Origin of the sequence: Blautia hydrogenotrophica DSM 10507 (genome assembly GCF_034356035.1) — a bacterium.
Taxonomy (GTDB): domain Bacteria; phylum Bacillota; class Clostridia; order Lachnospirales; family Lachnospiraceae; genus Blautia_A; species Blautia_A hydrogenotrophica.
Genome location: NZ_CP136423.1, coordinates 210,228 through 225,779 on the forward strand (window position 1 = coordinate 210,228; position 15,552 = coordinate 225,779).

The following is a 15,552-nucleotide window of genomic DNA, read 5'->3' on the forward strand; positions in this document are numbered from 1 at the left end:
AATATGGAGACTTCAAAGCTGACACGGCAGATTCAAAAATCGAAGATTCGTGTGATGTATGATCTGGCGCGGAAAAAAGAGAACGTGCTGAACTTCACAGTCGGAGAGCCAGATTTTATGACGCCGAAAGAGATTGTGGAAGTGTCGAATCGGTACTTTTCGGAAGGATATACCAAATATACGCCGAATGCAGGTGTGCGAGAGCTGACGGAAGCGATTGCCCAAAAGTATGAATCTGTAACCGGAAGAAACATTCAGGCAGATTCCCAGGTGATTGTCACTGTTGGAGCCACAGAGGCACTCTTGGTGGCCATGCAGACGGTTATGGACCCGGGGGATGAAATTTTAATCTGCGGCCCGTATTTTCCGTCCTATATTAATCAGATTTTCATCTGCCACTGCAAACCTGTGATTGTACCCACGGCGGAGGAGGATGGATGGATGCCAAAAGCAGAAGAAATTGAAAAGCGAATGACACCCAGGACGAAAATGCTGCTCTTGAATTCTCCGTGTAATCCCACAGGTGCAGTGATTGACGAGACGACTCTGAGAGAGATTGCAGCTCTGTGTGTGAGACACCAGATCGTCGTGATTTCCGATGAGGTGTATAAAGACATTCGTTACAATGAGGAACCGTATTTCAGCATCGCCTCGGTGGAAGGAATGGAGGAGTTGACGGTCATTGTGAACTCTTTTTCGAAAACTTATGCGATGCCTGGATGGAGAGTAGGTTATGCGGTGGGGCCGGAGTGGATTCTCTCGCAGATGCCGAAGACTCATGATGTGACGGCGGCCTGTGTCTGTGCACCTTTTCAATATGCAGGCGCCTACGCGCTGAGACACTGTGACGCGCGGGTGGAAGAGATGGTGGCAAAGTTTAAGGCCAGGAGGGACTTGGTATACCAGGGCATCAATAGTATTGACGGTCTGAGCGCTGTACAGCCGCAGGGGGCATTTTATCTGTTTTTCAACATTAAAAAGTTAGGAATGACTTCGGAAGAGTTTGCCTATGAACTTTTGGACAAAGAAGGAGTGGTGTTGGTTCCGGGGACGGGCTTTGGGGAAGAAGGCGAAGGGTATATTCGGTTTACCTATGCGGCGGATGAGGAATCTTTGAAGAGGGGCTTGGAGCGGATACAGCGTTTTGTGAGGGGAAACTGTTAGGCGAGAGGATTAAACACAAATCAGCGCTTAGGCTATGCTATAATACCTTCAGTGGAAAGGGAGGGGCGATTATGGACATATTCAAGGCGCTGATTTTCATAGGATTGGCGGTCTTTTATCTGAGAATATTGGGAAATTATGGGCGGAGGAATCTGACGGCGGTCAATGTAATACTGTGCTGGATTGCTTTCAGGTGCGACAGTGATCTGAACGTAGAGGTGCGGTATTCCTGGGTTCTTCTGCTTTTGCCAGCGCTCTCGCTGATCCTGGGGTGGAGGCGGACAAAAGGTAACCGAGTTTTTACAGTCTTTTTGCTGATTTTCTATAGTATAGTGATACGGTGGCCGTATATTTACAAGGAATTGTTTCCCTGCCATAACATGGAGGAGGACTTTGGTTGGGGAGTATACAGCAATGAGAATGTGGCTGGGATGCTGTTGGTAGCCGGCGGTTTGACGGCTCTGCTGTGGAGCCTGAACCGGAAACTCTGGAAACTGGAGGCTCTGCAGGCGGTGAATGTCTGCATCGGGGCCTTGTGCATCACCTACGGAGCGGAGTTCTTGCTGGAGGAGACAAATCTGGGAAGGGTATGGAATGCAGTTCTGTTTGCGGCCGCTTTTTTGGTCAGTGCGTTAATTTCCAGAAGGAGTCCGTGTGCCCCGGAACGAAGGAGAAGGGGGGCTTTTGCAGTGTCTGTGCTGGTTCTGGTGGGAATTGCAGCAGGAGGCATGGCCCTGGCAGGAGAACTGGTTAAGCCTAAGGTGCACTTTTATGACACAGAGCCGTATGAATATCTGGCCCTGGTGAGGGACAAAGAGCTGAATAATTATTTTATCAATGAGAGAGGGGAGAAAGTACTTTCCTTGGGAACTCTTTCCGTCTATCAGCAGGAGGCATACTCCGACACTTTTTTGTTTGAGGCAGAGGATGCTACTGGGATATATCTGTTCAATGAGAGAGGAGAGTGTGTGGCGGACTCCTATTCCTCTTATTTTTTCCTGGAGAGGGAAGGGCTGATTCTAGCGGAAGATGCTGTCAGCGGAAAATTCGGAGCTGTCAGGCCGGATGGAGAGACCGCGGTGCCGTCTCAGTATGAAAGTGTGGAGGAACTGGTCCAGGAGGAAAATCTTCGCATGGAGGAAGCGCAGGCTTCGGCGTCGGAAGATCCGCAGGGAGAGCTGAGACTGAAGAAGGGGGAGAACGGAGTTGGAGTTGAGGACGAGGAGGGGAGAGAGATCATGCCGGCTGAGTATGTAGATGCCGGGTTCGATGAACATGGATACATCTGGGTGGACTCTGGAAGAACATTCTATGACTCCATCAGCAAGGATTACTATGGCAGCAGGGGATTGTATGACAGAGACGGGAACGCTGTTTTGGCTCTGAAGAAAAACAGGGCGGTCTGGGCGGACTGTGACAACGGATGGTTTCGCGTCATAGAAGGACGCTATGGAGAGGAGGACACCTTCTTTTTGGATGAAAACCTGGACCTGGTTTTGGACCTGGGGAGGACTTATCAGAAGGTGGAGGGATTTCAAAAAATCCGCAGATGAGCTTGACAAAAGAGTTGTATATAGTATAATCAAGGTGTTCACTCGGAGGGCGAGTCATTCAATGAGAAATGGTAAGCTGGATAAGGTGATAGGCTGTGATGCCTATTATTTTATCCGGCTTTTTTATTGCGTAGGAAACTTTGTTCCCTATGCAATAAAAAAGCCGTACAGGCCGACGGTGTAAATGAATTCAAGGTTATAGTCGAAGGAGGAGACAACGTGGACTTGTTAAGAGGAAAGATTAAGAATCTGTATTTTAAGTATCTGGCAGCGGCGTTTGGGAGCGCACTGATTACATCTATTTATTCCATTGTGGACATGGCTATGGTCGGGCAATACCAAGGACCGGAAGGAGTGGCGGCTTTGGCCGTGGTGGCTCCGATCTGGAATGTGATCTATAGTTTAGGCCTGTTGATGGGGATAGGCGGTTCCGTAATTTTCAGTACGCTGCGCGGGGGAAAACGAAATAAGAAGGAAGATGAGAATGAGTATTTTACAGCGGCTGTGATAGGATCTGTGGTGCTGGCGTCCCTGGCATGGGCGGGAATTATCTGTTTTGAGCGGCCGGTTCTCCTATTTTTCGGGGCTGAGGAGGTTACGCTTTCACTGGCACAGGTATATTTGGTACCGATTAAGTATGTATTTCCTTGCTTTTTGTTTAATCAAATGCTGGCCGCGTTTTTGCGGAACGACAAAAATCCTGGTCTGGCCACCGGGGCGGTGCTTTCCGGCGGAATTTTCAACGTGGTGGGAGACTACGTCTTTGTCTTTGTGCTGGACATGGGGATTTTCGGTGCAGGTCTGGCGACGGCGATGGGGTCTGTGATCACATTCCTTGTGATGCTCACCCATTTTTTGACCAAGAGAAACACTCTTGCACTGGTGCGGCCATTCAGAGCATTGGACAAAATGCGAAAAATTGTCATTACGGGTTTTTCTACTTTTTTCATCGACGTGGCCATGGGAATCCTAACAGTGCTGTTTAACCGACAGATTGTGAAGTATTTAGGAACCGATGCGTTGGCGGTGTATGGAGTGATTGTCAACGTCAGCACCTTTGTGCAGTGCTGCGCCTACAGCGTGGGACAGGCGGCTCAACCAATTATTTCGATCAATTACGGCGCGAAGCTGGGAGGCAGAATCAAGGAGACGTTGAAATATTCATTGGCTATGGCGGTATTTTTCAGCGCATTCTGGACAGCGTTGACGCTGATGGTTCCAAATTTGTTTATCAAGATATTCATGAGTCCGACACCGGAGGTTCTGCAAATAGCGCCGGGAATTATACGGGTCTATGGAATTTCCTTTTTGTTGCTGCCACTAAATATATTTTCAACCTATTATTTCCAGGCACTGATGAAGCCCAAGGCAGCGTTTTTTGTCTCAGTGTCCAGGGGAATGGTGATCAGCGGGTTGTTAATTCTGTCTTTGCCGGTTCTTTTGCGGCCAGATGCACTCTGGATGGCAATGCCTGTGACAGAGCTGGTGGTGGTAGTCTTCGTGATGGCGCGGATGAAAAAATATACGAAGGAGCTTTCAATCTCTTAGAGTTTTGCTGTGACAAGTATATATGATAATTGTCAAATATAATTGACATATTGAAGAGAAAGGCGTATGATAAACACAGGAGAGGAGGGGACGAATGAAGAACCTACGGATGAAGCTGGCGAGAATGGAAAAAGATTTATCTCAGATTGAGCTGGCGAATCGTATCGGTGTCACGAGGCAGACGATTGGCATGATCGAAGCGGGTGATTATAACCCCTCGTTGAAGTTGTGCATCGCTATTTGCCGGGAATTGGATAAGACCTTGGACGACCTTTTTTGGGAGGAGGAATAAAAATGGGAAAAAATGGATTGGATGAGAGACAAGAGCAGATTACAGCCAAGGCTGGGGCGCTGGGGTTTTATGTGATGTTTTTGACCGCCGTCTTTGTCATATTGGTTCAGTTGCTCTGGAATGGAAGTATAGAAAATGTAATTGGAGAGACACTGATATTGATCGCGGGCGGCGTGACCTGTCTGGTAGGCTATGTCAAAAATGGGATTTGGACGAATAATCAGAGCAGTATGAGCGTGTGGCAGAATCTCTTGGGTAGTGTGGTGTGTTCAGGCATTTTTTCCGTCCTCTATGGAATTGTAATCAGAAAAAAAGCAGGGCCAGATGTGGAGATAGCAGGGTATGTAGCCGCTTTTTTCCTGGGAGTCACAGCTCTATGTTTCATCTGCCTGGCGCTTCTGGGAAGAACGGCCCGCAAAAAGAGAAAGAAACAGGAAGCCAAGTATTTAGATTAGGAGGAGATTTTATGGGAGAATTTCGAGAAGTGAAGCTTTGTTCCGTGGGAGATAGAATTCAGGCGGAGATGATCTTGGAAGTTCTCAGCAAAAATAGAATTCCCGCCTACAGGCAGGGTAGCGTTATGGATATCTATGGAGGAAATTCTCTGGAAGGTGAGGAGATTTATGTAGGTAAAAAAGATCTTCCTAGAGCCAGAGAAGCCCTAGAAGGCATGGGAGTATTGGAAGAGGAAACCTATGTGCCACGAGACAAGAGAGAGAAAGAGCAGGGTTCAGGAGTTTTTACCGTCGTGAAAGTTTTTTTGACAATTGTGGTGGCTGCCGCTGTGATTTTAGCGGCTATGATGGTGGGATTTTAGATGGATGAAAACGAAAACTTTTGTTCGCTGAAAGTGACATCAAAATAGACAAAATTATCTGAGACTATTTGTGAAAATTAGTCTATTGCCAGAAAAGTGAAAGTATGCTATTATTGCCTCATCAAAAGAGAATACTGAAAGCGAGAAATGAGGATGTTGTCTGTTCCGTAAAAAGAGCAGGACATACATCCTCTTTTTTTAACAAAGTATTCAAAAAATCATGCGCGTGATTGAAAAAAATATTAGGAGGTCCATTATGGAAAAAAGGAGTTTATTTTATCCGCTGGCTCAGGAAGGGTTGACAACTCTTCGGATTCAGTATGATTGGAAGACCGATCATGTATTTTTGCAGGCGTCTAAGGACTGGGACGAGGATTTTGACTGGTCACGCTATAACCATGATTTTTATGTGGAGAGTATTAAGACGAGGTCTGCGCGTCTCCTCAACGATCAAGAGACGAGAGAGATGTTTGTGAAGTATGGGCTCGGAGATTATTTGGAGCAGGTGATTGATTTGCTTCGCCAGGGCAAACATTTTGGCATTGACTGTTTTTATAATAAACGTCTGGATATTAAATATCTTGGAAATATGCACAATCGCCAGAGAGGAATCAATAACACTAGACACGGTGTGATGAAGGGCGGTATCCGCCGTCATGGAAAAGACGAAGATGAGTTGGAAGTAATCATTGACGGTCTGAATTTGGCCAGGGCGATGACCTTTAAGAACATTGCCGGAGAACTTCCCGTGGGAGGGTGCAAATCCTGTGTGATTATGGATGAGCTGGATTTGAAAGACATGGATGTATGCGGGTTCCTGGCATTCTGTTTGGATGAGATTCGCTGCTCTACAGGACCAGATATGGGATTCCCAACAGAGATGACGGACGTAATGAAGGACAATGGGTTTAGTGTCCAGTACACCTGTGGGCCAAACGGTCCTCTGGGCTCTTCTGGGCCGCCAACTGCCTACGGTGTTTATGTAGCCTTAAAAGAAGCAGTTAGATTCCTGACTGGCAGCAGTGACATGACGGGTATGTCCTTTGCGGTTCAGGGCCTGGGTGAAGTAGGGGCTGCGATGGTGGACAACATCGCGAAGGATGTGAAGCAGGCGAAGATTCTGGTCGCAGATATCGACAGCAAGAGACAGCAGGAAATTGTGGAGAAATATCACAGGGAAGGTATAGACATCAAAGCGATTTCTCCTGACGAAGTTTTGTATGCGAAGGTAGATGTGTTCAGTCCGTGTGCGATGGGTGGAATCCTCAGCGAAGAGACGATTCCGAAGTTGAACTGCCGTATTATCTGGGGTTCTGCAAACAATCAGATCAAAGCTAGCAGTGTGGAAGAAGAGTGTAGGCTAGCAAAACTGATCGCTGACCGGGGAATTTTGTTCCAGACCGATTGGTGGCACAACACCGCAGGTGTAATGTTCGGATATGAAGAGTATAAGTATCAGAATGATGCGAGCCTGGAAAGGACTTATGCGGATATAGATCGGGTACTGCCGAAGAATACTTGGCAGAACTTACAGAAAGCAAAAGAACTGGGGATCACTCCGACAGAGTGCGCATATAAGACTTGTATGGATGAACTATACGGAGAAAAATAAGGCGAAGACGGGAATGCAGAGGAATCTGCGTTCCCGTTTTTGACGTGCAGACAGACATCACTAGTGTAGCAGGCAGAGAGGAATTTTGCCTGTTTTTTTTGCCTTAAAAGTATAGGGGTACTGTGCTGTTACCGATTCTCAGCAGATTTTTTTAAAGAAGTTATAATGTAAATTTTAAGAAAAAGAATTTCTTCGCACATTGCAGGTCAGTAATCCGTTAAACTAATATACACGGGGAATTCTGGTACGGCCGGCGGAAATTTCAGGTGTACATACGGAGGAAAGGAGGTTTTCTGGGATGTCCATGGACTTGGAGAAAGAGTATGAAAAAATATATCGGTACTGTTATATGAGACTGAGACATCAGCAATGGGCGGAGGATGTGACCCAGGAGACATTTCTGCGCTTTTTGGAGGCTGACGGGTACCAGGAGACGGGGAAAAGGCTTCCCTATCTCTACACGATTGCCAGGAATCGGTGCATGGACTATTGCCGAAGAAAAACATCATTGCCTCTGGAACAGGAGATTCCAGTGAAGGGACAGGAGGAGAAAATTTTGACTCTGACGGATTTAAAGAGGGCGATAGAGAGATTGGAACAAGAGGAGAGAGAACTGATTTTTTTGAGATATGTCAACGAGGTACCCGTGGGAGATATTGGGAAGATCCTGGGACTTTCCCGTTTCGCAGTGTATCGGAGACTGAGGGAGATTTTAAGAAAATTGAAAATAGAACTCAGGGAGGAGGAAGGCAAATGAGAAAGAGGCTGAAAAAGGAATTGGCCCGGTTATATGAGGCACCGCCGGCTCAGAGAAAAGAAGAATTCTTTTGGGGTGTGGAAAAACCGGGGATATCCCACTGGCAATTTCTGAGGATTCAGATTTCCTATGTCAGAAAGTGGAATTGGGCGGTGGCCCTGCTGATGCTGGCGACGGTGAATCTTGGATGGCTTGAAGGACAGATTTTATGGATTATGGGAGCAGTGACGCCGTTTTTGCCACTGGCTGTAGCTGCGGAATGCAGCCGTTCCAGACAGTGTGGGATGGAGGAGTTGGAACTAGTTTCCAGATTTTCCATGAAATATGTGGTGGTCTCTAGAATTTTGATCTTGGGTCTTTGCGACCTGCTAGTGCTCGTTTTCTTGGTGTGCGTGGGGTTCAGCAAGACACGGGCAGATTTGCTTTATTGCAGTGGCATGGTACTGAGTCCCTATCTGGTGAACGCGTTTCTGAGCATGTGGATTGTCCGCAGAGTACACGGCAGAGAGGGTACCTATCTGTGTATGGTGTTGACAGTGATTGTGAGCACGGCGGGACTTTTGCTGAGAATTCTGGGCCAGCCTTTACCTGAGTTGATTGGGGCAGGGGGGATGGCTGTGGGGCTGTTGGTCTTGACAATACTCACAGTACGGGAATGTGTAAAATTTATAGAACAATCGGAGGAATACGTATGGAATTGACAGTAGACCGACTGACAAAACAGTTTAAAAATAAGATTGCCGTGGACCGGGTATCTTTGACTTTGAGACCAGGGGTATGTGGCCTTTTGGGGGCCAACGGAGCGGGAAAGACAACATTTATGAGGATGCTGTGCGGCGTTTTGAAGCCCACCAGCGGAACGGTGACGTTCCAGGGACAGGATGTGTCCACGGAAGAATACCGGAAGAACTTAGGTTATCTTCCGCAGGATTTCGGTTATTATCCAGAGTTCACCGGACGAGATTTTCTGATCTATTTATCCGTGCTGAAAGGGATGGATAAGCGGTCGGCTAGGAACCGGAGTCAAGAACTACTGGAGACCGTAGGGTTAGAAGAGAAAGGGAAAAAGAAAATTAAGACTTATTCCGGAGGAATGAAGCAGAGGCTGGGAATTGCTCAGGCGCTTTTGAACCGTCCTAAAATTCTAGTGTTAGATGAACCGACGGCGGGGCTGGACCCAAAAGAACGAGTACGCTTCCGCAGACTGCTGGAACGGCTGGGAAAGGAGAGTATTGTGCTGCTGTCTACACATATTGTCTCGGATTTGGAGAGAATCGCGGATCGGATTTTACTGATGCAGGATGGGAGACTGACCTTTGACGGCCCTTTGGAGTCCGTGGGGGAACAGTTGGAAGAGTTCTATCTGGAAAAATTTGGGGAGGATGACTTATGAAAAATTTTTGGCTATTGGTAAGCTTCGAATACAGGAAGCTTCTGAAGAGAAAGAGTGTGTGGATTACCCTTGGGATCATATGTCTGTTTTGCGTGTTTTCCGGCAGCAGCGAGCTGTTTGGAAGTTACTATGTGGAGGGGGAAAAGGTGGATTCCCATTGGAACATGCTGAAAAAAGATCAGGCTGTGTCGGAACGCTATGAGGGGAGAAAAATCGACCAACAGCTTTTGGACGAGCTGGCCGGATTAGATGCTGAGAGAAGTTCCCAGATTCCCGATGAACTGATGGCTTTTGTGATAAAGGTTACTGGGGACGACAGCTTTGACATCTCTCAGGAAGAGCTTTATTTCATGAGAAGAGAAAAGATGGAAAAAGAGTGGACGGAAACCTTTAAAACTCCAAAAGAGAGGCAGTATCTGCGTGCTCTCGATGAGGAGCTGAACCAACCGCTGACTTATCACTATTCCCGGGGATATCGAATGGCAGTCGATCTGATCTATACGCTAGGAGTGATGCAGACGCTCTTGGCTGCCATCTGTATTCCAGCTATTTTTTCTGAAGATCATTTGAGAAAGACTGCCGTGTTGACCAGGAGTAGCCAGTATGGACGGAAGCCTTTGTTGTGGGCGAAACTATTTACGGGTCTGAGTTTTTCTGTGGGGAGCACTTTACTTATGTATCCCTTTTTCTTAGTTCCCGTTTTTGTGATCTATGGAACGGATGGCTTTCAGGCGCAGCTTCAGCTTTTTCAACCCAGTGATGTCTGGCTGTTGACGGCAGGAGAACTCCTTTTGATACTGGTTGGTCTTAGTCTGTTGACGGCGCTGCTTCACGGTGCCGCAGCCATGGTACTGGGAGAGAGGCTGAAGAGCAATATGACTCCCATGGCAGTCATGGTGGGATTCTTGCTATTTTCCCTTTTGTTCAATGTTCCGGAACAGTACCGAATATTGAGCCAGATTTGGGATTACCTTCCCGCAAACCTTCTGGCTTATTGGGGGGCTTTCAATGATTGCCTAGTATTTATCGCCGGACATTATCTGTGCGAATGGCAGGTAGCGCCAGTGGCGTATTTTGCAGCAATAGCGGGTCTGATCTGGACATGCTGCCATTTTTATAGAAAATACCAGGCAGAATAGTCAATGGATAAAAAGCTCTGCGACGGAGTAGAGGGCGGCTTTTCCGCTGAGAATCACTCTGTCTCCTTCCATCCGGCAGTAGAGCGTGCCGCCGCGCCGAGACGCCTGATAGGAGGTAAGGGTGTTTTTTTGTAGGGTTTTTGTCCAATAGGGAATGATGTGGCAGTGACCGGAGCCGCAAACAGGGTCTTCAGAAACGCCGCATTTGGGGGCGAAGGTCCGAGAGACACAGTCAGTATCTGTGCCCTGGGCGGTTACATGCAGCAGCAGACCGTCCAGTTTTTTTATTTTATCTAGGTCTGGGACCAGAGACTTGACGGCGTCTTCCCCATCGAGGATACACAGAAGGTCGCGGCCCATCCAGACTTCTTTAGGTACGGCTTGAATTGCATCGGTGATCTCAGGAGTGACAGATACCGGTTTTAATTCGTAGGCTGGAAAATCCATCTCAAAAAGCTCGCCTTTTCTTGTCACGGCCAGTTCTCCGCTGAGGGTGGAGAACACGACACAGTCTTTATCTTTTTCCAATTGAGTTAAAATAACAAAGGCACAGGCCAGGGTTGCATGTCCGCAGAGGTTGATTTCGCCTTCCGGTGTGAACCAGCGTAGATGGTACTGTTTTCCTTCTTTTACGGCAAAAGCAGTCTCGGAAAGATTGTTTTCAATGGTTATATTTTTCATCATTTCTTCAGAAATCCAGTTGTCCAGAATACAGATAGCAGCAGGGTTTCCAGAGAATATTTTGTCCGTAAAAGCGTCAACAATATATTGTCTCATGGCAGCTCTCCTTTCTTTTATGCATTTGTTGTTAGAATTCAAAAATTCTGGAAGTAATGTTTGCGGTCGTCGGGTGTTGGTCTTATTTTAACACAGAGTGTCGAAGGCAGAAAGAGGAAACCTCTCTGTGCTCGAATATTTTGAGAATCCTTAGAAAATCCTTAGAAATAGTTGTTACTCTCAAGATACAAAGACACACAGCAGGTATCTTTGTATGTTGCGTGTCTCCTTACCGTGACTCGGCGGGAGATTCCGGGGATACATTCAAGACAGGAGGATTTTAGAGATGGAAAGAGCAGTTTCTGTTCAAAGAGAGGTGGGGCTGTCGGGGACAGCGCTGAAAATGGTTGCGCTGGTGACGATGTTGCTGGACCACATTCACTACTTTTTTGGGTATACAGGCCTGGTGCCGGAGTGGTTCAGCATGGCAGGAAGAATCAGCGGACCGCTGTTTTTATTCTGCGTGGTGGAGGGATTTACCCATACCAGAAGCAGAAAGAAATATTTTCTCAGAATTTATGGCATTGCGGTGGGAATGGGCCTGATTTTATATCTGATGAAGGCGTTTGGTCTTTTTGTGAGAGCAGATGGTTTTTATCCTGCGAACGCGGTGATGGCGGAGTTTGTAATTTTAATGGTTATGTGGCAGGGAATGGACTGGATTGGGGAGAAAAAGCTTCTGAGAGGAATTTGTGCGCTGTTTTTACCGTTTGTGTGGTATTTCGGCGTGGTGGGAATCTTCTGTCAGCTTTTTACGCCAGCGGTTCCGGTGGTGGCTTTTTTGAGTCACACGGTGGTTCCGACACTTAATATGTCGCCAGATGTATCCATTGTCTATCTGGTTTTGGGTCTGATTCTGTATGGACTTCGAAGACGCAGAGGCTGGCAGGTACTGGCTTTTATGGCAGTGGATTTCTCGTGGTTTTTTGGGGTTGTGATGCGAGTTTTGTCTTCACAGCCAGATTTTTCCATAAGCCAGATGTTTACTACCTATTATGAGTGGTATGGAATTTTTGCGGGGATATTGATGCTGTGCTATAATGGGCAAAGAGGCGCAGGCTGCAAACGACTTTTCTATGCCTTTTATCCTGCGCATATCTATGTTCTATATGGGTTGTCCTGTCTAGCGATGGGATTCGTATTATAAGAAAAATTTTGCGATGATGAAGGATAGAAAGTAAGCTGTGCCCTACAGGATGGACATCTTGTACATGGAGTATTCAAGCTGCCGAGGGCTGGTGATAAGGAGAGAGTATGGCAAATATTTTAGCGGTAGATGATGATGAAGATCTCTGTACATTACTGAAAAGAGCTCTGGAAAGGGATGGTCACCAGGTCACGGTGTTAAAAAGCGGTGGTGAAATCCGGGAACAGCATTTGCGGTGGGCAGACTGTATTGTCCTGGATGTGATGATGCCCGGAGAGGATGGTTTTGAGACTTGCAGGAGGATCCGGGGGCTGGCGGACTGTCCGATCGTATTTCTGACTGCAAAGACGGAGGAAGCGGATATTTTGACTGGGCTGGGAATCGGCGGAGACGACTATTTGACAAAACCGTTTCGATTGGGAGAACTGCGTGCTCGGATTGCTGCCCATCTGCGCAGGGAACAGCGTATCCCTCAAAACCGGGTACGGCGAGCGGGACTGGACTTTGACCTGGGAGAGCGGGCCGTATACCGTCAGGGAAACCTGGTCAGATTGACGAAAGGGGAATACGGCATTTGTGAGTATCTGGCTCTCCATGCAGGTCAGACTTTTTCCAAAGAACAGATTTATGAGGCGGTGTTTGGCTGGGAAGGGACGTCGGATGAGTCGGCAGTCACGGAACATGTCAAAAATATACGGGCGAAATTAAAGAAGGAAGGAGTCTCCCCGATAGAGACTGTCTGGGGAATTGGCTATCGATGGTTAAGAGAAGAGCAGATAGAAAGTGGAAGCTGAGCAGCCTGTTTTGGAGATATCTCGTCACGACGGGCGTGATGGTGGCAGTATGCACAGTGCTCTGGTGGATGGCTGTGGTAGCCTGTATTAGTGTAGGATTTGTCTATCAGGCCAGCGTGGGGGCCAGAAATCTGCAAAAGACACAGGAGCGGCTTCTTAGACAGGAAGAATTTCAAGGAGAAGAGATTCCCTTTTACTATGACTGGTGCCTAGTCAGTGAGGATGGTACGGTGCTGCAAGCCAAGATGTCAGAGAAAGTGCTGAAGCAGGCGAAGAATGTGGAAGGTGACGATGGAATGCGTGTTTTTCCGTATTCTAAGTTCTTTCATGCAGTGTCATTGAAGGATGGAAGTCGGTGCGTGTTGGCTTATGATTATTCGATGCCTTATGTAAACCCTATGCTGCAGAGATACCTTCCGGATTTTCAGGTGACGGCTACTCTTTTGCTGTTTGTGTGCTGGGGTGTCATAGCTGTGACTAGAACCAGAAAATATACGAAGATTCTGCAAAATGACACGAGAGCAGTGAGAGCCGCCGCGGATTTGGTGGCCAGTCAAAGACTGGATGAGCCGATTTTGCCGGAGGGAAAGATTCGAGAACTAAATGATGCGTTGGAGACCATCGAGAAGCTCCGGGTGGAGCTGGCGGCCTCTCTTTCCCGGCAGTGGGCAATGGAAGAGCAGAGGAACCAGGAGCTGGCTTCTCTCTCTCACGATCTGAAGACGCCGCTGACAGTGATACGTGGGAACGCGGAGTTGCTGGAAGAGGAAGAGCTGGCGTCCTGGCAGGAAGCCAGTGTGGAGGCGATTCTGAGGGGAACGCTGCATTTAGAGGAATATGTACAGGAGCTGCGCAGTGTGGCGGCCGGCTCGGGGGAATCCAGCGAGGAGTTTCGCAAGCTGCCTTTGAAAAAATTTATAGAACGGTGTAGGGAAGACGGAGAAGCTCTGTGTGCTGCCAAGAAGATTTCTCTGAAGGTCTGTATGGGTGAAGAGGTGGCAAGACAGTCGGAGGAAGGCTTCTCATTTCGGGGCCAGGAGATGCAGCTTTTGCGGGCGATCAGAAATCTCATTGACAATGCAGTGAGATTCTCGAAAGAGGGACAGGAGATTGTGCTGGAAGTCCAGGAAAAGGATGGCCGCCTGATATTCACAGTACAGGATTCAGGCCCTGGTTTTTGTCAGGAGGCATTGGCCAAAGCCGGAAAAATTTTCTATACGTCCGAAAAGCACAGAGCCTCAGAGGGTCATTTGGGGCTTGGCCTGTACTTCTGCTGCAAGGTTGCGGCCCGGCATGGAGGGGGCTTAAAAATTGAAAATGGAGAGAAGGGAGGCAGGGCAACACTAGTGATTGTCTATGGTTTTTTAGGAGATTTGGGTTGAGTTGTTGTAAAGATATGCTTGTGTTTTGTTGACAAAAGAAATAAATTGTACCCTAATAGTTCAATATAGTTTTTTAGATATTTTACTATTAGGGTACAGTTTATTTCTAGTTTTTTTGAGTTTGGTTTCTTACAATAAAGATTGTGCCGGAGACTACTGCAATCACTGAGGAGACAAGACAATATTGTATACTATCATTTATATTATCTTTAGCGGTTTGTATGCGTTCGTTCGCATATATACTATAACTTGGATCTTGTGCCATGTGTCGTTCATTATCCGCAATCATGCCCTTTCCTTCGAATATAGAGTAAATAGATAATCCTAAGAAGAATAACGCAAAGATTCCTAAGATTAAAAAAAACTTTCCTTTAATATGGCCATATTTTATTATTTGATAAAAAGACTTAATTAATTTTTCTATACAGCTAGCAATAAAAATACTAATAACAAATCCAATGGCAAATCCCAAATATGCATTTCCGATTAATGTGCCTATTTTTACAAAAATGGGTGCAAGGATGTTAATGAAAATCAAGATACCAATGAAATGTTTTTTAATCAATTCAATGGTATAATAAATCCCCATCGCAGTTGTCGCATCTACTTTTTTAGATGAGTTGCTATGATTACGGTGAACGTTGTCAGAATTTGGGTTTGATTTATTTCCATAAATATGAGCACCGTATTTATCATATGTTCCAATTATACCGTCTTCTAAAGTAGAGATATGACCATTATCAGTATTATAAATTTTCCCATCATCTGGACAATAATATCTATTATTTCCTTCTTTATAGAAAGTTTTTCCGTCGATGATTAATCTGTTTCCTTCATCATATCCAGATGAGCCGTTTGAGCCAGAAATTCGTTTTCCATTTTGTCTGAAATCTATATCACTCATATTACTATCCTCCTCTTTTTTTACTATAATACAAAGTGCATATTACGTATATATTTTACTGCATTTTTTAAGCGGAACTTTTGGTGAGAATAAATGTACTCTGGATGCTACAGAATGATTGTTTTCGTCAAAAAAAGATCAGCCGTCCTGAAAAACATTTGCTCTAATAAGGATGTGAGACAGTGAAAATCCTGTTGTCAGGATACAGACTTGCCCAGCGAGCTGACGATTGCTGTGAACGGTACCGATTGCGGTAATAGAGAATACAGGGTA

17 protein-coding genes are annotated in these 15,552 nt (G+C 46.5%); 15 read left to right on the forward strand and 2 right to left on the reverse strand.

The window, feature by feature from the left end; genetic code table 11:
- Nucleotides 1-3: 3 nt before the first annotated feature.
- The 12 genes from BLHYD_RS01015 to BLHYD_RS01070 all read left to right on the forward strand — a co-directional run bounded on the left by BLHYD_RS01015 (nt 4) and on the right by BLHYD_RS01070 (nt 10,275).
- Complete coding sequence (locus BLHYD_RS01015) at nt 4-1,164, forward strand: pyridoxal phosphate-dependent aminotransferase (RefSeq protein ID WP_005947896.1); 1,161 nt, start codon at nt 4-6, stop codon at nt 1,162-1,164.
- 71 nt (nt 1,165-1,235) lie between these two features.
- A complete protein-coding gene (locus tag BLHYD_RS01020; protein ID WP_005947898.1) occupies nt 1,236-2,717 on the forward strand; it encodes a hypothetical protein in 1,482 nt (493 codons plus the stop codon).
- A 61-nt stretch (nt 2,718-2,778) separates the two neighbouring features.
- Nucleotides 2,779-2,901, forward strand: a complete 123-nt coding sequence (locus BLHYD_RS01025) for a hypothetical protein (RefSeq protein ID WP_260784453.1) — start codon at nt 2,779-2,781, stop codon at nt 2,899-2,901.
- Nucleotides 2,902-2,936: 35 nt separating this feature from the next.
- Nucleotides 2,937-4,265 carry an MATE family efflux transporter gene (locus tag BLHYD_RS01030; RefSeq protein WP_260784454.1) on the forward strand — a complete coding sequence of 443 codons (1,329 nt, stop codon included), beginning with the start codon at nt 2,937-2,939 and terminating at the stop codon, nt 4,263-4,265.
- Between the two features lie 94 nt (nt 4,266-4,359).
- Complete coding sequence (locus tag BLHYD_RS01035; RefSeq protein ID WP_005947902.1) at nt 4,360-4,557, forward strand: helix-turn-helix transcriptional regulator; 198 nt, start codon at nt 4,360-4,362, stop codon at nt 4,555-4,557.
- 2 nt (nt 4,558-4,559) lie between these two features.
- On the forward strand, nt 4,560-5,012 hold the full coding sequence (locus tag BLHYD_RS01040) for a DUF6773 family protein (RefSeq protein ID WP_005947904.1): 453 nt from the start codon (nt 4,560-4,562) through the stop codon (nt 5,010-5,012).
- Nucleotides 5,013-5,023: 11 nt separating this feature from the next.
- Nucleotides 5,024-5,374: a putative signal transducing protein gene (locus BLHYD_RS01045; protein WP_005947906.1), complete on the forward strand. Its 351-nt coding sequence runs from the start codon at nt 5,024-5,026 to the stop codon at nt 5,372-5,374.
- A gap of 256 nt (nt 5,375-5,630) precedes the next feature.
- A complete protein-coding gene (locus BLHYD_RS01050) occupies nt 5,631-6,986 on the forward strand; it encodes a Glu/Leu/Phe/Val dehydrogenase family protein (RefSeq protein WP_040350475.1) in 1,356 nt (451 codons plus the stop codon).
- A gap of 298 nt (nt 6,987-7,284) precedes the next feature.
- Complete coding sequence (locus BLHYD_RS01055) at nt 7,285-7,743, forward strand: RNA polymerase sigma factor (RefSeq protein ID WP_040350476.1); 459 nt, start codon at nt 7,285-7,287, stop codon at nt 7,741-7,743.
- On the forward strand, nt 7,740-8,444 hold the full coding sequence (locus BLHYD_RS01060; protein WP_005947913.1) for a hypothetical protein: 705 nt from the start codon (nt 7,740-7,742) through the stop codon (nt 8,442-8,444). The genes BLHYD_RS01055 and BLHYD_RS01060 overlap by 4 nt, the downstream gene beginning before the upstream one ends.
- A complete protein-coding gene (locus BLHYD_RS01065; protein WP_005947915.1) occupies nt 8,435-9,136 on the forward strand; it encodes an ABC transporter ATP-binding protein in 702 nt (233 codons plus the stop codon). Before BLHYD_RS01060 ends, BLHYD_RS01065 begins: the two co-directional genes overlap by 10 nt.
- Entirely contained in the window at nt 9,133-10,275 is a 1,143-nt protein-coding gene (locus BLHYD_RS01070) for a hypothetical protein (RefSeq protein WP_005947916.1), read from the forward strand. The genes BLHYD_RS01065 and BLHYD_RS01070 overlap by 4 nt, the downstream gene beginning before the upstream one ends.
- Here the strand turns inward: BLHYD_RS01070 and BLHYD_RS01075 are convergent, their stop codons facing one another.
- Complete coding sequence (locus BLHYD_RS01075) at nt 10,276-11,052, reverse strand: PhzF family phenazine biosynthesis protein (protein WP_040350477.1); 777 nt, start codon at nt 11,050-11,052, stop codon at nt 10,276-10,278.
- A 286-nt stretch (nt 11,053-11,338) separates the two neighbouring features.
- Here BLHYD_RS01075 and BLHYD_RS01080 point away from each other — a divergent pair, with 286 nt between their 5' ends.
- The 3 genes from BLHYD_RS01080 to BLHYD_RS01090 all read left to right on the forward strand — a co-directional run bounded on the left by BLHYD_RS01080 (nt 11,339) and on the right by BLHYD_RS01090 (nt 14,375).
- Nucleotides 11,339-12,199: a TraX family protein gene (locus tag BLHYD_RS01080; protein WP_005947919.1), complete on the forward strand. Its 861-nt coding sequence runs from the start codon at nt 11,339-11,341 to the stop codon at nt 12,197-12,199.
- Nucleotides 12,200-12,306: 107 nt separating this feature from the next.
- Nucleotides 12,307-12,993, forward strand: a complete 687-nt coding sequence (locus tag BLHYD_RS01085) for a response regulator transcription factor (protein ID WP_005947920.1) — start codon at nt 12,307-12,309, stop codon at nt 12,991-12,993.
- The gene (locus BLHYD_RS01090) at nt 12,957-14,375 is read left to right on the forward strand and encodes a sensor histidine kinase (protein WP_005947921.1); all 1,419 of its coding nucleotides are present in this window, start codon (nt 12,957-12,959) and stop codon (nt 14,373-14,375) included. Before BLHYD_RS01085 ends, BLHYD_RS01090 begins: the two co-directional genes overlap by 37 nt.
- Before the next feature lie 106 nt (nt 14,376-14,481).
- Here BLHYD_RS01090 and BLHYD_RS01095 read toward each other — a convergent pair whose 3' ends face one another.
- The gene (locus BLHYD_RS01095) at nt 14,482-15,279 is read right to left on the reverse strand and encodes a hypothetical protein (protein ID WP_005947922.1); all 798 of its coding nucleotides are present in this window, start codon (nt 15,277-15,279) and stop codon (nt 14,482-14,484) included.
- Between the last annotated feature and the right edge of the window lie 273 nt (nt 15,280-15,552).

Excerpts from the sequence above, each read along its gene's own strand:
- BLHYD_RS01015 (WP_005947896.1), top strand. The coding sequence starts at position 4 with ATGGAGACTTCAAAGCTGACACGGCAGATTCAAAAATCGAAGATTCGT.
- BLHYD_RS01020 (WP_005947898.1), top strand. The coding sequence starts at position 1,236 with ATGGACATATTCAAGGCGCTGATTTTCATAGGATTGGCGGTCTTTTAT.
- BLHYD_RS01025 (WP_260784453.1), top strand. The coding sequence starts at position 2,779 with ATGAGAAATGGTAAGCTGGATAAGGTGATAGGCTGTGATGCCTATTAT.
- BLHYD_RS01035 (WP_005947902.1), top strand. The coding sequence starts at position 4,360 with ATGAAGAACCTACGGATGAAGCTGGCGAGAATGGAAAAAGATTTATCT.
- BLHYD_RS01040 (WP_005947904.1), top strand. The coding sequence starts at position 4,560 with ATGGGAAAAAATGGATTGGATGAGAGACAAGAGCAGATTACAGCCAAG.
- BLHYD_RS01045 (WP_005947906.1), top strand. The coding sequence starts at position 5,024 with ATGGGAGAATTTCGAGAAGTGAAGCTTTGTTCCGTGGGAGATAGAATT.
- BLHYD_RS01050 (WP_040350475.1), top strand. The coding sequence starts at position 5,631 with ATGGAAAAAAGGAGTTTATTTTATCCGCTGGCTCAGGAAGGGTTGACA.
- BLHYD_RS01055 (WP_040350476.1), top strand. The coding sequence starts at position 7,285 with ATGTCCATGGACTTGGAGAAAGAGTATGAAAAAATATATCGGTACTGT.
- BLHYD_RS01060 (WP_005947913.1), top strand. The coding sequence starts at position 7,740 with ATGAGAAAGAGGCTGAAAAAGGAATTGGCCCGGTTATATGAGGCACCG.
- BLHYD_RS01065 (WP_005947915.1), top strand. The coding sequence starts at position 8,435 with ATGGAATTGACAGTAGACCGACTGACAAAACAGTTTAAAAATAAGATT.
- BLHYD_RS01070 (WP_005947916.1), top strand. The coding sequence starts at position 9,133 with ATGAAAAATTTTTGGCTATTGGTAAGCTTCGAATACAGGAAGCTTCTG.
- BLHYD_RS01075 (WP_040350477.1), bottom strand. The coding sequence starts at position 11,052 with ATGAGACAATATATTGTTGACGCTTTTACGGACAAAATATTCTCTGGA.
- BLHYD_RS01080 (WP_005947919.1), top strand. The coding sequence starts at position 11,339 with ATGGAAAGAGCAGTTTCTGTTCAAAGAGAGGTGGGGCTGTCGGGGACA.
- BLHYD_RS01085 (WP_005947920.1), top strand. The coding sequence starts at position 12,307 with ATGGCAAATATTTTAGCGGTAGATGATGATGAAGATCTCTGTACATTA.
- BLHYD_RS01090 (WP_005947921.1), top strand. The coding sequence starts at position 12,957 with ATGGTTAAGAGAAGAGCAGATAGAAAGTGGAAGCTGAGCAGCCTGTTT.
- BLHYD_RS01095 (WP_005947922.1), bottom strand. The coding sequence starts at position 15,279 with ATGAGTGATATAGATTTCAGACAAAATGGAAAACGAATTTCTGGCTCA.